Origin of the sequence: Pacificitalea manganoxidans (assembly GCF_002504165.1) — a bacterium.
Lineage (GTDB): Bacteria > Pseudomonadota > Alphaproteobacteria > Rhodobacterales > Rhodobacteraceae > Pacificitalea > Pacificitalea manganoxidans.
This window is the reverse complement of the sequence record NZ_CP021404.1, coordinates 1,256,151-1,273,710: the sequence shown is the minus strand read 5'-3', so window position 1 is coordinate 1,273,710 and position 17,560 is coordinate 1,256,151. Positions and strand designations below refer to the sequence as shown.

Below are 17,560 nucleotides of genomic sequence, written 5' to 3'. Positions count from 1 at the left end.
CTACAGGATATGAAGCAGCGCCCGTCACAGGCCCGCCACGCAGAGATATTTGATCTCCAGATATTCCTCGATGCCGTATTTCGACCCTTCGCGGCCCAGCCCCGATTGTTTGAACCCACCGAAAGGCGCGGCCTCGTTGGCGATGAGCCCGGTGTTGACGCCGACGATCCCGGCCTCCAGCGCCTCCCCCACCCGGAAGGTCCGGGCGAGGTCACGGGTGTAGAAATAGGCGGCGAGGCCAAATTCGGTGTCATTGGCCATCGTCAGCGCCTCGGCCTCGGTCTGGAACGCGATGACGGGGGCGAGGGGCGCGAATGTTTCCTCATGCGCCAGCAGCATGTCCTGCGTCACGCCCTTCAGGACGGTGGGTTGGAAATAGCTGCCGCCCAGCGCGTGACGCGCGCCGCCGCTGACCAGTTCCGCGCCGTGGTCGAGCGCGTCGCGCAGATGGGCTTCCATCTTATCCACGGCAGCCATGTCGATGAGCGGTCCCTGCTCGGTTCCCGGCTCGGTCCCCGGCCCGACCTGCAATTTGGCGGCAGCGGCCCCCAGTTTTTCCGCGAATGCATCGGCGATGCTGTCATGGACATAGATACGGTTGGCGCAGACGCAGGTCTGGCCGGAATTGCGGAATTTGGCGATCATCGCGCCCTCGACGGCGGCGTCCAGATCGGCATCGTCGAACACCAGAAACGGTGCGTTGCCGCCCAGTTCCAGCGAGAGCCGTTTGATATCATCCGCGCTTTCGCGGATCAGCCAGCGCCCCACTTCGGTCGAGCCGGTAAAGCTGATCTTGGCGATATCGGGATTGGTGCAGAATTCGGTGCCGATCTGCGATGCCTTGCCGGTGACGACCTGAAAAATCCCGTCAGGCACGCCCGCGCGTTCGGCCAGCACCGCCAGCGACAGCGCCGAAAGCGGCGTTTGCGAGGCGGGTTTGACAATGATCGGACAGCCTGCCGCCAGCGCCGGACCGGCCTTGCGCGTGATCATGCCATTGGGAAAGTTCCACGGGGTGATCGCGGCGCAGACGCCGATGGGCTGTTTCAGGACCAGCACCCGGCGATCCGCAGCGGGGGTGGGGATCACATCGCCATAGACGCGCTTGGCCTCCTCCGCGAACCATTCCAGATAGGCGGCGTTGGCGATGATCTCACCGCGCGCTTCCGCCAGCGGCTTGCCCTGCTCTGCGGTCAGGATCTGGGCAAGGTCATCGGCATTCGCGACGATCAGGTCATGCCAGCGGCGCAGGATGGCGGCACGCTCCTTGGCCGGGCGCGCGGCCCATGCGGGCATCGCATCGCGGGCGGCGGCGATTGCCTCGCGCAGGGTCTCGACGGGCAGCGAGGGCACGGTGGCAACGGTGCTGCCATCGGCGGGGTTGGTCACGGCGATACCGGCGGCTGCATCCTCAACCCGCAGCCAACGCCCCGCCACGCGGCAGGCATCGGTAAAGAGCGAAGGATCGGAAAGGGGCAGATCGGTCATACGAGGTCTTTCTGGCGCTCACGCAGCGCAGCGCCGGTTTCGGGATCAAACAGGTGGGCCTTGTCCATCGCGATGCGGACAGAGAGCCGGCCATGGGCATCAACCCGGTGATCGGGCGGCACGGTGGCAATGACGCGTTCCCCCGCGAGGTTGAAATGCACCAGCGTTTCGGAGCCGAGCGGCTCGGTCAGCGTGACCTCGACGCTCAGTGCGTCCGGATCGGTGTCGCTGACGATGAAATGTTCGGGCCGGACGCCCAGAACGACCTGCGCATTTTCGGGCAAGGTGACGCCGGACGGCAGCGGCTGCGAACTGCCATCCGTCAGGTGCAGCCGTCCGGCGCGGTGGGTGACGGTGTTGAAATTCATCGCGGGCGAGCCGATGAACCCGGCCACGAATTGATTGACGGGGCGGTTATAGACCTCCTCCGGGGTGCCGACCTGCTGGATTTCGCCATCCTTCAGCACCACGATACGGTCGGCCATCGTCATGGCTTCGACCTGATCGTGGGTGACGAACACCATCGTGGTCTTGAGCTTCTCCGACAGGGCTTTGATTTCGGCGCGGACCTGCGCGCGCAGTTTGGCGTCGAGGTTCGAGAGCGGCTCATCGAACAGGAACACGCGCGGATTGCGAACGATGGCCCGGCCCATCGCGACCCGCTGGCGTTGGCCGCCCGACAGGGCTTTGGGGCGACGATCGAGCAGTTTGCCGATATCGAGAAGCCGCGCGGCGGTATCGACCCGCTCCGCAATCTCGGCCTTGGGCATTCCGCGCATCTCCAGCGCGAACCCCATGTTCTGGCGCACGGTCATGTGGGGGTAGAGCGCGTAATCCTGAAACACCATCGCAATGTCCCGGCGGGACGGCGGCACGTCATTGACGAGATCATCGCCGATATAAAGCTCGCCACCGCTGATCGGCTCCAGCCCGGCCAGCACCCGCAGCAAGGTGGATTTGCCGCAGCCCGATGGCCCGACCAGCACCACGAATTCGGTGTCACGAATTTCCAGCGATAGTTCGGGAATAACGGTCGCCGCGCCGTAGCGCTTGACCAGGTTCTTCATGGTGATGGAAGCCATCAACGATCCTCCTCGGTGAAGGCCAGCACGGGTTTGATGAGCCCGCCTTGTGCGAATTCGGCGAATTTCTCGGGCAGCGCGTCGAGCCCGAAGCGGTCATCCACCAGCCGCGCATAGGCCTCACGATGGGCCCGCAGCAGCGCGACATTGGGGGCGAAATCGCCCTTGGGGAAATAGAAGGTCCGCAGCATGACGAAATCCTTGCGGCGGAACACCGGTCCCTCCTGGATCATCCACGGCGCGGCGTTTTCGCCGACCAGCACGATCACGCCCTTGGGCAGGATCAACTCGATGGCCAGATCGCGCGCGGCATGGGCGCCGGAGCATTCGAGGATCAGGTCAAAGCGTTGCGCGCGGCTGCCCACGGGCACGGCGATGCCGCCGAACTCCTCCGCCAGAGCAAGCCGGTCGGGATTGGGATCGGAGACATGCACCTCCGCCTGCCCCATCGCCCGCAGTGCCAGCAAAACGCCAAGCCCCACCGGCCCCGCACCCGTGACCAGCACGCGCGGCGTCTGGGTGGCCAGAACGCGCCGCCCCTCGCGCACCGCATGGGCCGAGGTGCCGATCGTGTCCAGCAGCAGCGGCGCCAGATCCAGCGGGATGTCATCGGGCACCGGCATCAGGCAATTGTCGGGCACGCGCAGATATTCGGCGTAGCCCCCATCGCGGTTCCACCCGATGAGCGACGAGACCTCGGTGCACATCTGGGTGTGGCCCGCCCGGCAGGTTGCGCAGGTGCCGCAATGTTCGGGGATGTAGACCGCGCAATGCTGCCCGTCGCGGGGGTGGCCCGGCTGCGCGACGTGACCGCAAATCTCATGGCCCGCGACATGGGCCGCACCTTTGTGCCACAGCTTGAAATCGGAGCCGCAGAGCGCGGTGCGGCTGACGCGCAGGATCGCCTCGCCGGGGGCGGGTTCGGGGCGCGGCATGTCCGACACGACGATGGCTTCGCCCCCCTGAAAATCGGCGTAGCGCATGGTTGGGGATGCGGTGGGCATGGCGATCAACCTTTCACGGCGCCCAGCGTGAGGCCGGAAATCAGCCAGCGCTGGACAAGGGTTGCAAGGACGAGCGGCGGCAGCGCGATCAGTGTGGCGGCGGCCATCAGCCCGCCCCAGTTGGTCGACCCTTCGCCGATGAAATTGAACGAGGCCGCGATCAGCGTCTTGGTGTCGGAATTCGACAGCACCAGCGAAAACAGGAAGTAATTCCACGAAAACACGAAGGCGAGGATGGTCGAGACGACAAGACCGGAACTGACCAGCGGCAGCGCGATTTTCCAGAATACATAGGCCGGCGAGCAGCCATCGACCTGCGCGGCCTCGTAGATCGAACGGGGGATGTTGTCGAAGAACGGCAGCAACACCCAGATCACGATGGGCATGGTAATCACGCCGTGGGTCAGGATCAGCGACCAGTAGGAGCCGATCATGTCGAACTGCCGGAACATCAGATACCACGGCAGCAAAAACAGCGTGCCCGGTGCCATCCGCGCCACAAGCGTGACGATGGCAGGCCATGTCACGCGGGTCCATGACGCAACGAAGGCGGCAGGCGCGCCGAATAGCAGCCCCAGAAACGTGGAGCCTAGAGTGACGATCATGCTGTTGAGCGCGTAGCTCATGAATGGCGTGCGCTCCGACAGGGTGGCGTAGTTGTCCAGCGTCGGCGTGAACAGAAGCGTCGGCGGATAGGCCGTGACCTCGAAGGATTGCTTGAACGACGACAGCACCATCCAGAAGGTCGGCGTGATGACGATGATCCCGGCGATGGTCAGCATGATCGAATTGGCGATCCGTGCGCCACGGTCCGACATCGGGTTCGAAATTGTGCTCATGTCTGGTCTCCGATCTGCGCGGCGGGGCTCACCACGCCACCTTGTGGCGCAGCTTGTTGAGCACGATGACCGCGCCGAGAACGATGGTGGACAGGGTGATCATCAGCGCGCCGGAATAGCCCAGCTGAAAGAATTCGAACCCCGTGCGGAAGCCGTAGATATTGAGCGTTAGCGACGCGTCGGCGGGCCCGCCTTGGGTGGTGATGTAGATCAGATCGAAGAACCGCAGCAGATCGACGCTGCGCAGCACCATCGCGGTGACCAGCGTCGGCAGCAGCAGCGGCAACGTAATGCGGGTCAGCTTCTTCCAGCGGGGGGCACCGTCGATTTCGGCGGCCTCGTAGACATTGGGCGGCAGCGACTGCAACCCGCCCAGCACGATCAGCGCGACATAGGGCGTCCACTGCCATGTATCGATCAGCGCCAGCGTGGGCACGACCAGCGCGGGCGAGGCCAGCCATGTCGAGGGCGGCAACCCCAGCGAGGTCAGCACATAGTTGGCAACACCTAGCGACGGGTCGAGGATCACGATCCACATCATCCCCGCCACCACCGGCGGCATCATGAAGGGTGAGATGAACAGCGACCGCACGATGCCCGGCAGGCGTTTGGCGTTGAACAGCAACAGCGCGAGCCAAGTTCCAAAGAAAAGTTGCATCGCCAGAGACAGGAAATACAGGTAGAAGGTCACCCAGATCCCATTCCAGAACTGCCCGTCCTGCACCATGCGGCTGTAATTGCCGGTGCCGGCGAAACGCATGCCCCCGGTGGCAGTGGTCGACTGAAAGCTGATCCACACGGTGTAGATGATCGGAAACGCGATCATGCCGATGCAGAAGATGACCGAAGGCGCGGCCAGTGCGGTCAGCTGATGTTTCTGGGATTGGGCGCGCATCGAGGCCTCCGTCAGCTGGCGAGAAAGCCGCCATCGACCGCGTAGACCGATCCGGTCACATAGCGGGCGGCAGGCATGGCGAGAAAGACGACGGCCCCGGCCACATCTTCGGGCAGGCCCCAGCGCTTGAGTGCGGTGCGGTCCGCGATACGGTCGTAATGGGCCCGGTCGGCGCGGCCTTCGGCGTTCAACTCGGTTTCGATAAAGCCGGGAGCGACCGCGTTCACGCGAATGCCGTCCGGTGCCCAGGCATGGGACAGCGCGCGGGTCACCATCACCACGCCCGCCTTGCTGGCGCAGTAGCCCGGCAGGCGCGGCAGCGCGCGTTCGGCGTTCATCGAGGCGATGTTGATAATCGCGCCCTGCGTTTCGGCCAGCCGCGGGCGGAAGGCGATGCAGGCGGAAAACGTGCCCGTCAGGTTCACGTCGATCACCTGCCGGAATGTCTTGATGTCATATTCGGCGTCACGGCGCAGGATGCCCGCGCAATTGACCAGCACATCGACACGCGCGATCCCGTCGGCAAAGGCGACCATCGCCGCGTCATCGGTCACGTCCAGCACGGCACAGGTGACGCCCGGCGTGTCGGCCAGCCCGCAGGCGGCGATGTCGCGGTCGCTGGCGCCGGTGATCGTCACCTGCGCCCCCAGATCAAGGAATTGCCGCGCGATGGCGCTGCCGATGCCGCCGGTGCCGCCGATCACGACAACCGAGGTATGCGCAGGCAGAGAGAATGGTTCGGCCATGGTAGGAACCGCTCCGTCAGGGTCAGGAATGTTGGGGGGGTTGGCGGTATAGCCCGCCCGGCCATCGCGATGCGGCAGCCGGGCGGTCAGGGGGGAGGCTTTATTCGCGCTCGATCAACGCATTGAGGTCAGCATCCGCTGCGGCGCAGGCCTCATCGACGGTGGCCTGTCCCAGCAGAACCGCATTGACCGCCTGCCCGATATATTCGCGCGATTCAGGGTTTTGGACGATCGGGAAGCCCACTTCGGACGAGCCCGTATCCGCAAGCTGGCCCAGAGCGGCCTGCCATTCCTGACGCACCGGCTGTTCTTCCAGCCATGCGAGGTAATCGGGGTTTTCGGCAGCGGCGCTGCGCGGCGGTGCGATCCCTTGCAGCGCCAGACGCGCCTGCATTTCCGGGCTGGTGGCCCATTGCACGAAATACCACGCCGCATCGGGATTGTCGCTGAAGCCCGACACCGAAAGTGCCCAGCCAATCGCCGTCGGGACGGAGCCGCCGTCCCCTGCGGGCAGCGGCATGATGCCGGTATCTTCGAGCCGGTCGCCGCCTTCCATCACCGCTGGGAATTCGTTCGACGACTGGAACGACATCGCCGCCCTGCCCGCCCGATAGAGCGAGGTCAGTTGATAGAAGCTGTAATTGACCACGCCCGGCGGGCCATAATCCTGCAAGATGCCGGCATAAAGCTCGATCGCGGCCTTGGCCTCGGGGGAGCACAGGTTGGATTTGCCATCCGCCATGTAGCTGCCGCCCATATTGTGCAGCACGTTGCTGAACGTATAGGGCAGCGCCGGTTTCAGACCGCGCGTGGCGAACGCCGTCATGCCCGGCTCACATTCCGCGATGGTGGCGGCGGCGTCACGCATTTCGGTCAGCGTCGTAGGCGGAGCCACGTCGCATCTTTCGAACACGTCGGTCCGGTAGTAGAGCAACGGCCCTTCGATATTGAGCGGCATCCCGGTCAGCACACCATCGAACGTAGCCGCATCCAGCAGTGCGCGGCTCAGCCCGTCGTAATCATAATCCGGCGCAACGTCGGATTGCGCGAATTCCGCCAGATCGTGATACCAGCCAGCAGCGGCGAATTGCATCCCCTCGCGGGAGGGCAGCGTCATGAACACGTCGATCTCGTCGCTGCGTGCGTTCATCACCGTCAGCAGGCGCTGGCGCATCTGCTGTTCTTGGTAGCTGTCCACCGCCAATTCGATGCCGGTCAGTTCCTCGAATTCATCGGCGTATTCCAGCACCGTCGTGGCCCAAGGGTTGTTATTGGCCAGAAACGAAACCGTTTCCCCCTCATGGGCCCGCCAATCGAAAGCGCCGTCCTGTGCCAGTGCGGGCAGGCCCGACAGCGCGGTCAGCGCCACGGCCACGGCCGTGCTGGACCCTGCGATCTTATAAACCGTCATTTACATATCCTCCCATATGAAGCCGGGGGCACCTTCTCCCATACCCGCAACTTGTAACCGGTTACATATAACAGCGTTACGATTCGGTCAATGGAGCTTGCATGACGTAACAGTCCCTAGTGACCAAAGGCGGGATTTCGTGTTAGTTCATGGGTATAGTGAATGTAACCGTTACCAATCCGAGCCGATGACAGACAGCACGCAATCCATTGGAATCCGGGATGTCGCCCGCGCCGCCAACGTCTCGACAGCGACCGTTTCGCGGGCGCTGAACCGCCCCGACAGCGTGAGCGAGAAGCTGCGCGACCGGATCACGACGGCCATCCGGGACCTGGGCTATATCCCCGATGCATCTGCGCGGGCGCTATCGTCCCGGCGCACCCGGACCATCGGTGCCATCGTCCCCACCGTCGACAATGCGATGTTCGCGCGCGGGCTTCAGGCGCTGCAATCCTATCTCGCCTCGCAGAATTACCTGCTGCTGCTGGCAACCAACGAATACGATCTGGAAATCGAGTTGGAGCAGGCGCGCAACCTTGTCTCTCGCGGGATCGACGGGTTGATCCTGCGCGGGGACGCCCGCCATCCCGATCTGCGCCGGATGCTGATGGCCCATGCCATTCCGTTTGTGAATGTGGGCGTCTATGACCCGGACAAGCCCTATCCCAGCGTCGGCGTCGATAACGAAGCCGCAGGCCAGCGCATCACCCGGCACCTGATGGATCTGGGGCATCGCCGGGTGGCAACCGTTTCCGCGATCCACCGCAACAATGACCGCGCGCAGGCCCGAAGCCGGGGCGTCCTGACCGTGCTGGCGGATCATGGCGCGCAGCCGCCCGCGCAGTGGCAGATGCAGGTGAACTATAATCTGGACGAAGCCCGGCAGGCCGCGCGGACGCTTTTCGGTCAGGACGATCACCCTACCGCCGTGATCTGCGGCAATGATGTCATCGCCTATGGCGTGATGCTGGAGGCGATCCGCATGGGGTTGAAGGTGCCCGACGATGTGTCCTTTGTCGGGTTCGACGATCTGGACTGGAGCCGCCATCTGAACCCCAGCCTGACCACGATCCACATGCCGACGGATGAAATCTGGGTCTGTGCCGGGCAATGGCTGACCGCCAGCCTTGCCGGAGAACCGACGATCCCGCACCGGGAACTGGACTTTTCGCTGGTGGTGCGGGAATCGACAGCGCCCCCGCCACGCTAACCCCAACGCTAGCCCGCCTCACCGCCCCCGCACGCCGCAACGCAGCGTCGCGACGCCCTGCCATGAGGGGCGTTTTCCTTGTTTCTGCAGGGCTGGCTGGGCTATCTTGCAGCGCACGCCGCAGCAGGTCATGTGAGGACAATGGACAGCGCCGACAGCCCCAGATCCCCGCGCAAGCGGCGCAAGATGCAAAGCATCACCATGACCGATGTCGCGCAACTGGCTGCGGTGTCGCCGTCGACCGTATCGCTTTACCTGCGCAAACCGGCGGCGGTGTCGGAACGCATCAGCCTGCGCGTGAAGGCCGCGATCGATGAGTTGGGCTATGTTCCGAACTATGTCGCGGGCGGGTTGGCGGCAGCGGGATCGCGGGTCGTCAGCGTCATCGTGCCGTCGCTGCGCAATGCGTTCTTTTCCGAAACGGTGACGGAGCTAGAGCGCCTGCTGGCCCAGCACGGGCTGCAAACGCTGGTGGGTCACACCGAATATTCCCGCGAGCAGGAAGAGGCGCTGGTGCGCGCCGCGCTGTCTTGGGCCCCGGCGGCCATCGTGCTGACCGGCTGCACCCACACACAAGCCACCCGCGACCTGCTGCGCAAGACCGCAACCCCGGTGGTGGAGATGTGGGAACTGGGCTGCACCCCGATCGATCAGGCCGTGGGGTTTTCGCACGAGGCCGCGGGGCGTTGCATCGCGCGGCGGTTCATCGAACAGGGCTATGATAGCGCCGCCTTTCTTGGGGCGCGGCTGGGCGAGGATCTGCGCGCCGCGCAACGGGCGCAGGGGTTTTTGGACGAAATGGCCGAAGCCGGCCTGCCCGCCCGTCTGCTGGAGGATGCCCAGCCCGCAAGCACCGCGTCGGGCGTGCGCCTGTTGGCGGCGATGGACGACGCCCCTGCCCGCGCCGTGGCCTGTTCCAACGATACGCTGGCGCTTGGCGTGCTGTTCGAGGCGCAGCGGCGCGGCATCTCGGTGCCGGGCACTCTGGCGGTGGCGGGCTTTGGCGATCTGGATTTCGCAGCCCAAACCGTGCCGCCCCTGACCACAATCCGCCCTGCGGCGGACCAGATCGCGGCCAAGGTGGCAGGCTGCATTCTGGCGCGCGATCCCTTGGCCGGGCCCGGCAGTGCCGCCGAGGCCGACAGCGCGGACGCGCCGCGCAGTCACGACACCGGCTTTACCTTCGTGCCGCGGGCCAGCGGCTAGGCGGCCCGCTCAGTCACAGCGCACCGACATGCCGCCATCGACGGTGATTTCAGAGCCGGTGATGAACCGCGCCTCGTCGGAGGCCAGAAACAGCGCCGCATTGGCGGTGTCGCGGCCATCGCCCATCCAGCCCATCGGAATACGGGCGACCCGCTGCGCCAGCAGCCCGTCCACATCGCCGCCCGCGCGCTGCCCTGCCAGCCGCGCCTCGACCATTGGCGTGTGCAACTGGCCCGGCACCACCGTGTTCACCCGCACGCCCTTGGGCGCATATTCCACGGCCGTTACCTTACCAAACTGGATCACCGCCGCCTTGGACGAGGCATAGGCGACCTGCGCCGCGCCAGTCCAGCGCGTGCCGGAGGTCGACGAGGTGTTAACGATCGCCCCGGCGCCCTGCCCCGCCATATGCGGCAGCACCGCGCGGCAGGTCAGGTAGACGGATTTGAGGTTGAACGCCATTTGCCGGTCCCAGTCTTCTTCGGAAAGATCGACCGCGCCACCCTTGGCCGAACCGCCGACATTGTTGACGAGGATATCGACCCGCCCGAAACGCGCGATGCAGGCGGCGACCATCGCCTCGACCGCGGCCCGGTCGGTGACATCGCAGTGATGCGGCGCCACCTCCGCGCCGGTGGCGCGGGTTCGGGTCAGCGTGTCCTCCATCGCAGCGGGATTGAGATCGACGGCAAAGACCCGCGCCCCTTCCTCCGCGAACCGCACACAGGCCGCGCGGCCATTGCCCCAGCCGGGCCCGACACAGCCTGCGCCGGTGATGATCGCGACCTTATCCTGAAGCCGTCCTGTCATGCGTCCTCTCCGAATGCATAGAGTCGTTGGGGGTTGTCGACGAGCAGCCGTTGCAGCGCGGCAGGCTCCGGCGCGATGGCCTTTAGCGTGTCCACCAGCAGCCCGTCATCGGGCGGGGCGGCACGGAAATTGGGGTGAGGCCAATCGGTGCCCCAGATCGTGCGATGGGGGAACAGCGTCACCAGCCGCGCGGCGAACGGGGTCGCATCGGCATAGGGCGGCTCCTGCCCGGAGCAGCGCTCGGAACCGGAAACCTTTACCCAGACATGGGGCTTCTCCGCCAAGCGCAGCAGGGTCTGAAACGGTGCCTGATCCATGCCCTGCGTCGCGTCGATCCGGGCCATGTGATCGATCACGACCGGACAGGGCAGATCCGCCAGCACCGGGGCAAGATCGTCGATCAGCCCGGCCTCCATATGGATCAGCAATTGCCAGCCGTGATCGGCCAAACGGGGCGCCAGCGCGCGCAGTTCATCATGGCTGGCGCCGGGGGCGAGATGCGCCATGTAATTGAACCGCACACCCCGGAACCCCTGCGCATGCAGCGCGCGGATGCGGGTGTCGAGGATGTCGGGCGGGGCCAGCGCGATGCCCAGATAGCGCCCCGGACGGGCGGCGATGGCGTCGGCAACGGCGGAATTATCATGGCCGTGGCAGCCCGATTGCACGATCACGCAACGGTCGATCCCCAGCATGTCATGCAGCGCAAACAGCGCCTCCTTGGGCGCGTCGCCGGGCTTGAACCCGCTTTCGGGCGCATAGGGAAACCGGGCGACGGGGCCGAAGACATGGACATGGCAATCGGTCGCGCCATCGGGCAGGGTCAGGGTCGGCGCGGAGGGCGCACTGTGCCAAGTGCGGGGCGCGTCATTCATGTCAGCTGCCTTTCTGCATCGCGCGGCGGAGAGATGCGGAACACATTCAACGTGGCCGAAATCAGCGTGTAGTAGCCAATCACACCGACCAGATCGACGAGCCGCCCGGTGCCCAGCACCGCCTCTGCCTCGGCATAAAGCGCGTCGCTCACATCGCGGGTTTCCAGCACCGAAACCGTCACCGCATGGGTGAGGCGGGTTTCGTCATCCTCGAAGGGCGGCGGCGTGCGGGTGCGCAGCGCTTCGACCACCGGCGCAGGCAGACCGGCCTTCAGCGCGGGGGGCTTATGCGCGAACCATTCGTATTCCGCATCCCAGTGCCGCGCCATGGTCAGGATCGCCAGTTCGCTCAACCGTGGCTCCAGCGAGGTGTCATAGCGGCAGTAGCGCCCCAGATCCTGCGCCCGCGCGGCCAGTTCGGGCCGGTGCAGCCAGACCGCAAGCGGACCCCGCACGCCGCCACGGGGGCCGGAGGCGATGTCGTCGTGGATCTGCTGCTGTCGGGCGTCATAATTAGCGGGATCGGGGGCGGGAAGGCGCTGTTCGGGCCAGTCGGTCATTGCGGTCTCTCCGTTTCGGCATGGGCAGGCTCGGCGGCGGCGAAGGCATCGTGCCACGCGACAAGCGCCGGCCAGCGGTCGCGCCACGCCACCGGCATGCGCCAATCAAGGTAGCCCAAAGCACAGGCCAGCGAGATCGACGCCGCATCGGTGCGGCGCGGATCGGGGGGCGCGGCGGCAAGCGCGGTCAGGCCGCGCTCCACCTTGCCGCGCTGATGGGTGAGCCATTCGTCGGACTTCTGCGCAGGCGCGCGAAACCGGTCCTCGTAGACCATCAGCAGCGCCGCATCGGTCACCCCGTCGGACAGACAGGCATGGGTCAGACAGCGGAACCGGGCCACGCCTTCGCGCGGGATCAGGCGGTCGCCGCCTGCCAGCGTGTCGAGATATTCGACGATCACCCGGCTGTCGAACAGGGTGCCGTCATCGGTCATCAGGCAGGGGATCTTGCCCAGCGGGTTCTGGCGGCGCAGATCGTCGCTCAGGTCGCGGGTGTCGGCGGCGATGACCTCGATGCGGGGGGTAAGCCCCAGCACCGAGGCGGCCATGCGCACCTTACGCCCGTAGGGGGAGGTCAGGGTCGATCGCAGCACCGCGCGCCCGCCCGTGCCCGGCCCGCTCAGCGCCTGCGGGGTGGTTGCCATCACGGTCACAGCATCGTCTCCGGCAGGAACAGCGCCAATTGCGGGAACAGGCTCAGCAACACCAGCATCGCAAAGCCTGCCAGCACGAAGGGCACCAGCCCCTTGAACACCTGCTCCAGCGACACGCGGCCATTGGACGCCGATTGCACCACGAAACAGTTGATCCCCACCGGCGGCGTGACCGCGCCGATCTCCACCAGCAGCACCACGAAGATGCCGAACCAGATCGGATCGAACCCCAGATCCATCATCACCGGATGGGTGATCGGCAGGGTGATCGCCAGCAGCGCGGGCGCATCCATCATCATGCCTAGCGCCAGATAGATCAGCGACACCAGCACCACGATGACCCAGCGGTTCACCTCCAGCCCGGTGAGGAAGCCGCCGACCGTGTTGGCCACCCCCGACAGCGCGAGGAACTTGGAAAACACCAGCGCGGCGATCAGGATGCCGAAGATCATGGCGGAGGTTTGGATCGTCTCCAACAGGGTCTTGCGCAACTCCACCCCGCCGATGCCACGGTGTCGGATGATGGCCAGCGTAAAGGTCGCGAACGCACCGATGCCGCCTGCCTCGGTCGGGGTGAAGATCCCGGCGTAAAGCCCAACGACGATGAGCAAGATGATAAGCACCAGCGGCCCGGCGAGCTTCAACGACGCGAATTTCTCGCGCAGGGTGAAGTTATAGCATTCGCGCGGGGCCAGTTCCGGGCGTCGCCACACGGTCAGCCAGATGGCCACGCACAGGACGATGGCGAACACCACACCGGGGATGAAGCCCGCGATCAGAAGCGCGCCGATGGAACTGTCGGTCAGGATGCCATAGACCACGACCAGCGCCGAGGGCGGGATCATCACTGCCAGCGTGCCCGCAATGGCGATGGAGGCCGAGGCGAGGCTTTTGTCATAGCCCCGGTCGAGCATCTGCGGCAGCGCCAGCTTGGTGAACACCGTCGCGGTCCCGACGGAGGAGCCCGACGCCGCGCCAAAGGCCGCAGCCCCGAGCGTGGTGGAAATCGCAAGCCCGCCGCGCAGATTGCCCAGCCATTTGGTCGTGGCCTCGAACAGATCCTCGCCCAGACCCGCGCGCATGGCAAAGAAGCCCATGAGCAGAAACAGCGGGATCACCGAGAAGTGGAATGAATGCGTAGTGTCGAAAAACACGGTGCCGAGGATCGCGGTGGCGGCGTTAAACCCGACCAGCGCGGCCAGCCCGAAGGCGCCCACCAGACCCAGCACCACCATGACGTTGATGCCCAGAAGAATACCGCCAAACAGCGCGGCGACGCCGATGCCGCCAATGACAAGCGAGCTCATTCCATCACCTCGTCACTATCATCTGGAAGGGAGCCGCCCAGCGCGACCCAGATCCCGTCGAGCAGGAACTGCACCGCCAACAGGGCAAGGCCGAAGAAGACGGCGAATTTGACCGGCCAGATCGGAAAGCGGATCGCGCCGCGCTCCAACTCGCCGATGGCAAAGCTTTTGGCTGCCATGTTCCAGCCCGCATAGGCCGCCCATGCGAACAGAACGAAGCCCGCGATCATAGCCAGCACCTTGGCCGCGCGGCCCAGCCGGGGCGACAGATGCTGCGTCAGCAACACCACCTTGATATGGCCGCCATGCGCCTGCGTCAGCGCCAGCGAAAAGAAGATGATGAGCGGCAGCGCGCTTTCGGTCAGCTCCAGCGTGCCGGTGACCGGCTGGTTGAAGGCGTAGCGCATCACCACATTGGCGACGACCAGCAGCATCACTGCAAACAGCAGGACACCGGCAGCCAGTCCACACAGGTAGAGGAGCGCCCCATAGCGGCGGCGCAGGGATTCCATGAAGTGCATGTCAGGGGCTTTCGCAGATGTGCAGGCCCCGCGCCGCTAGAACGCGGGGCCGATTGTCCGTCGCTCAGGACGGGGCGTCGAACGCCAGCGATTTGGCGATCTCGTCAGCCGGGACGCCAGCCGCATTAGCTTTGTCGATCCATTCCTGACGGACTTCCTTGACGCCGGCATCCTCCAGCACGCCCAGAAGCTCGCCTTGCGGGAAGTCGATCACCTCGACGCCCAGATCGCCCTGCCACAGGTCGCGCACGCGGGTTTCATCCTCGCTCAGCACGCGGGCATATTCGACGAGGTAGTCGCGGCCCAGCTGATCGATCACGGCGCGGGTGTCGTCATCCATGCCGTTATAGCTGTCGAGGTTCATCGCCAGCAGGTGCCCGAAGGACGCGCCAAGCGGGATCTCGATATAATACTTGGCGACCTCATCGTATTTCCAGCCGCGCGCGAGGGCCGGGCCGATAGGCGTGCAATCGATGATCGAGCGTTGCAGGCCCTCGTAGGCCTCCGAGGTGGCGATGGAGACGGGCGATGCGCCGAGCGCCTCGATCAGCTTGGGATAGGCGAACCCGTAGGAGCGAATGCGCAGACCCTTCATATCCGCGACGCTGCGCACCGGCTTGTTGCACAGCAGGCCGTAATCTTCGAGCGGACGGAAGCCGATGGCGTGCAGGTTCTGGCTGGCAAGCTCATCCTCGAATTCAGGGTATGTGGCGTGCAGCTCCTCCATGAACTGGCCCACTTCGAGCGTGTTCATCGGCTGCGGGATAAAGAAGCCCACCGCATTGTTGAGCGGCATCTGATCGGGAAAATAGGGGGTGATGATGTCGCCGAAATCACCCACACCGGCGGCCAGCGCATCGGGGATTTCGCGGGTCTTGGCGACCGAGCCGCCCCAGAACACTTCGATCTTATGCTTTCCGTCGGTGCGCTTTTCGAACTCGTCGACAAGCCACTGCGTCGTCACCGCCTGCGCGTCGCCCGCGCCCTGCGGTTTGAACGTCAGCCACTTGTAGGTCTCGGCCTGTGCACTGGCGGCAAGGCCGGTGACGGCCACGAGCGCGAGCGCCGACGACCGCAGAATTGCGTTGATGAACATGTATCCTCCCAAGGTTGCGGGCGTTCCTCCTGCCCGTCCGTGGCTGAACCTGCGGCACCCGAAGACATACTTCAAATACTGTTATGTCATAGGCATGATGCCTAACAGGTATCGCTACTTCCAGATCCCCGACACCACGAGTTCGTCCACGATCTCGCGCACGCAGGCCTCGACCACCTGAATGGCCATTTTGGTACGCTGGTCCGCCTTGGTTGCCGTGCAAAGCGTCCAGGTGATCGTCGGACGCACGATCGGGCGGGCCTCCAGCGTGCCGTTCTGAACCTCGGACATCACCCCGCCATAAGTCAGGATGGTGAAACCATGACCATCGCGCACCAGCGATTTCAGGTGCCACACCCCGTCCGCGCGCTGCACGATGTTCAGCTCCGCCCCCACGGCATCGGCATGTTTGTCTATCAGCAGACGCAGGAAATTCGGGCGGCTCGGCATGATGAGCGGCATCACCGCCGCCTCTGCCAGTGTGTATTCGTCCTGATCCAGCGCGCCGCTGGGACCGATCATATAAAGATGCTCGACCAGCAATTCGACCGCGACGATATCATCGCGCATCGGGGCGTCATGCATGACTGCCAGACCGATTTCGCCTTGTGTCAGCTTCCCTTCCAATGCGTTCGAGAAGCCTTCGACGAAGCGCAGTTCGATGTCCGGGTAATCGCGTTTGATCCGCGACAGCAGCGGCGGGATGATGAATTCGCCGGGCGTGGGCGGCATCCCCACGACGACCACCCCGCGCGGCGCATCGGCATGGGCGGTGACGTCATGATGCGCCTGTGCGATCTGTGCCATGATCGCATAGGCCCGGCGCTGAAGGATCTCCCCCGCTTCGGTCAGTTCCATGCCCCGCGCCGTGCGGTTAAAGACCTTCAGCCCCAGATCCTGTTCCAGCCGCGCGATCTGTCGGCTGAGCGCAGGCTGCGCAATGCGCAGCCGCTCCGACGCGCGGGTCATGTTTTTCTCCTCCGCCACACAGAGGAAATAGCGCAGCGTCCGAAGTTCCGGCTGCCAGTCATGCATGGGGGGTGGGGTCGCGGCCATGGGCGGGGCTCCTGCGGGGCGGCTCAGCTGTCGGGCCGGTCCAGTTCCCACGCCTCGGTCACCGTCGCGTAATCGCGATAGCCCATCCGTGCGATGGGCCGGGCCGCCGCGGTATCGAACCGGCCATCGCGGATGTAGGCCTCGTTGATATGGGTCTGCACCACCTGCCCGATCACCATGTAGCGGTCCACGGGCGCACCGTCGCGGTCAACGATCTGCTGGAACGACACCGTCACGCATTCCAGTGCCGCGGGGCTATCGGCTACAAACGGGGCCTTGGTCGCGACGCTTTCCCCGATGGGCAGGCCAGCCTGCGCGAATTCGTCCGCCCCGTCGGGCCACGCCCCGGACGAGACGTTCATTGCCTGCGCCAGATCCTCGGTCGCCAGCGAGAAGGTGAATTCCCCCTGATCGCGCGCGTTGACCACCGAATGTTTCAACCCTTCGGAGGTAAAGCAGATCATATGCGGCGCGTTGCCGATCGCGTTAAAGAATGAATAGGGTCCCAGATTGGGAATGCCGTCCGCGTTGCGGGTGCCGATCCAGCCAATGGGGCGCGGCGCGATGATCGCCTTGAACGGATCATATTTCAGAATGTCGGGGCGCGTGTCGCCGTAATGCATGGAACCTCCACCGTAATGCTCCGCCTTTCTAAGCCGAAGCATACGGGACTGACCATGCCCCACCCGGCCGAGGCCAGATGACGGGCGCGGGCAGGCGAAGCTGATAGGGGCCGTCCGGGCCAGTTCCCGAAGGAGTTACTGCACGGCAAGGACACGGCACCCCAAACGGAGCCTGCCC

18 protein-coding genes are annotated in these 17,560 nt (G+C 64.9%); 2 read left to right on the top strand and 16 right to left on the bottom strand.

The annotated features are described in order from the left end of the window. Nucleotides 1-24: 24 nt before the first annotated feature. The 7 genes from CBW24_RS05835 to CBW24_RS05805 form a co-directional block, all read right to left on the bottom strand. Entirely contained in the window at nucleotides 25-1,488 is a 1,464-nt protein-coding gene (locus CBW24_RS05835) for an NAD-dependent succinate-semialdehyde dehydrogenase (RefSeq protein ID WP_097372966.1), read from the bottom strand. Beyond that, nucleotides 1,485-2,570 carry an ABC transporter ATP-binding protein gene (locus tag CBW24_RS05830; protein ID WP_097372965.1) on the bottom strand — a complete coding sequence of 362 codons (1,086 nt, stop codon included), beginning with the start codon at nucleotides 2,568-2,570 and terminating at the stop codon, nucleotides 1,485-1,487. Before CBW24_RS05830 ends, CBW24_RS05835 begins: the two co-directional genes overlap by 4 nt. Continuing rightward, nucleotides 2,570-3,574, bottom strand: a complete 1,005-nt coding sequence (locus CBW24_RS05825) for an alcohol dehydrogenase catalytic domain-containing protein (RefSeq protein ID WP_198405237.1) — start codon at nucleotides 3,572-3,574, stop codon at nucleotides 2,570-2,572. Before CBW24_RS05825 ends, CBW24_RS05830 begins: the two co-directional genes overlap by 1 nt. 5 nt (nucleotides 3,575-3,579) lie before the next feature. Continuing rightward, entirely contained in the window at nucleotides 3,580-4,413 is an 834-nt protein-coding gene (locus CBW24_RS05820; RefSeq protein ID WP_088662054.1) for a carbohydrate ABC transporter permease, read from the bottom strand. Nucleotides 4,414-4,441: 28 nt separating this feature from the next. Further along, nucleotides 4,442-5,308, bottom strand: coding sequence for a carbohydrate ABC transporter permease (locus CBW24_RS05815; protein ID WP_088662055.1), 867 nt, complete (start codon nucleotides 5,306-5,308; stop codon nucleotides 4,442-4,444). Between the two features lie 11 nt (nucleotides 5,309-5,319). Continuing rightward, entirely contained in the window at nucleotides 5,320-6,054 is a 735-nt protein-coding gene (locus CBW24_RS05810) for an SDR family NAD(P)-dependent oxidoreductase (RefSeq protein WP_097372964.1), read from the bottom strand. 100 nt (nucleotides 6,055-6,154) lie between these two features. Further along, nucleotides 6,155-7,465 (bottom strand): ABC transporter substrate-binding protein, encoded by a 1,311-nt coding sequence (locus CBW24_RS05805; protein ID WP_097372963.1) that lies wholly within the window; start codon nucleotides 7,463-7,465, stop codon nucleotides 6,155-6,157. Nucleotides 7,466-7,652: 187 nt separating this feature from the next. Between CBW24_RS05805 and CBW24_RS05800 the strand changes: the two genes are divergently transcribed. Then, nucleotides 7,653-8,675 (top strand): LacI family DNA-binding transcriptional regulator, encoded by a 1,023-nt coding sequence (locus CBW24_RS05800; RefSeq protein ID WP_097372962.1) that lies wholly within the window; start codon nucleotides 7,653-7,655, stop codon nucleotides 8,673-8,675. A 186-nt stretch (nucleotides 8,676-8,861) separates the two neighbouring features. Beyond that, nucleotides 8,862-9,881 carry a LacI family DNA-binding transcriptional regulator gene (locus CBW24_RS05795; protein WP_198405236.1) on the top strand — a complete coding sequence of 340 codons (1,020 nt, stop codon included), beginning with the start codon at nucleotides 8,862-8,864 and terminating at the stop codon, nucleotides 9,879-9,881. A gap of 9 nt (nucleotides 9,882-9,890) precedes the next feature. Here the strand turns inward: CBW24_RS05795 and CBW24_RS05790 are convergent, their stop codons facing one another. The 9 genes from CBW24_RS05790 to CBW24_RS05750 form a co-directional block, all read right to left on the bottom strand. Beyond that, on the bottom strand, nucleotides 9,891-10,691 hold the full coding sequence (locus tag CBW24_RS05790; protein WP_097372960.1) for an SDR family NAD(P)-dependent oxidoreductase: 801 nt from the start codon (nucleotides 10,689-10,691) through the stop codon (nucleotides 9,891-9,893). Beyond that, nucleotides 10,688-11,566: an amidohydrolase family protein gene (locus CBW24_RS05785; RefSeq protein ID WP_097372959.1), complete on the bottom strand. Its 879-nt coding sequence runs from the start codon at nucleotides 11,564-11,566 to the stop codon at nucleotides 10,688-10,690. Before CBW24_RS05785 ends, CBW24_RS05790 begins: the two co-directional genes overlap by 4 nt. Beyond that, a complete protein-coding gene (locus tag CBW24_RS05780) occupies nucleotides 11,563-12,126 on the bottom strand; it encodes a carboxymuconolactone decarboxylase family protein (RefSeq protein WP_097372958.1) in 564 nt (187 codons plus the stop codon). Before CBW24_RS05780 ends, CBW24_RS05785 begins: the two co-directional genes overlap by 4 nt. Beyond that, on the bottom strand, nucleotides 12,123-12,770 hold the full coding sequence (locus CBW24_RS05775; RefSeq protein ID WP_097374138.1) for a glutathione S-transferase N-terminal domain-containing protein: 648 nt from the start codon (nucleotides 12,768-12,770) through the stop codon (nucleotides 12,123-12,125). The genes CBW24_RS05780 and CBW24_RS05775 overlap by 4 nt, the downstream gene beginning before the upstream one ends. Before the next feature lie 5 nt (nucleotides 12,771-12,775). Next, nucleotides 12,776-14,086, bottom strand: a complete 1,311-nt coding sequence (locus CBW24_RS05770) for a TRAP transporter large permease (RefSeq protein ID WP_097372957.1) — start codon at nucleotides 14,084-14,086, stop codon at nucleotides 12,776-12,778. Beyond that, a complete protein-coding gene (locus CBW24_RS05765) occupies nucleotides 14,083-14,607 on the bottom strand; it encodes a TRAP transporter small permease subunit (RefSeq protein ID WP_088662064.1) in 525 nt (174 codons plus the stop codon). Before CBW24_RS05765 ends, CBW24_RS05770 begins: the two co-directional genes overlap by 4 nt. 64 nt (nucleotides 14,608-14,671) lie before the next feature. Then, nucleotides 14,672-15,703, bottom strand: coding sequence for a C4-dicarboxylate TRAP transporter substrate-binding protein (locus tag CBW24_RS05760; protein WP_097372956.1), 1,032 nt, complete (start codon nucleotides 15,701-15,703; stop codon nucleotides 14,672-14,674). Nucleotides 15,704-15,817: 114 nt separating this feature from the next. Beyond that, nucleotides 15,818-16,759, bottom strand: a complete 942-nt coding sequence (locus CBW24_RS05755) for a LysR family transcriptional regulator (protein ID WP_097372955.1) — start codon at nucleotides 16,757-16,759, stop codon at nucleotides 15,818-15,820. 23 nt (nucleotides 16,760-16,782) lie between these two features. Beyond that, complete coding sequence (locus CBW24_RS05750) at nucleotides 16,783-17,424, bottom strand: flavin reductase family protein (RefSeq protein ID WP_232530160.1); 642 nt, start codon at nucleotides 17,422-17,424, stop codon at nucleotides 16,783-16,785. Nucleotides 17,425-17,560 lie beyond the last annotated feature (136 nt).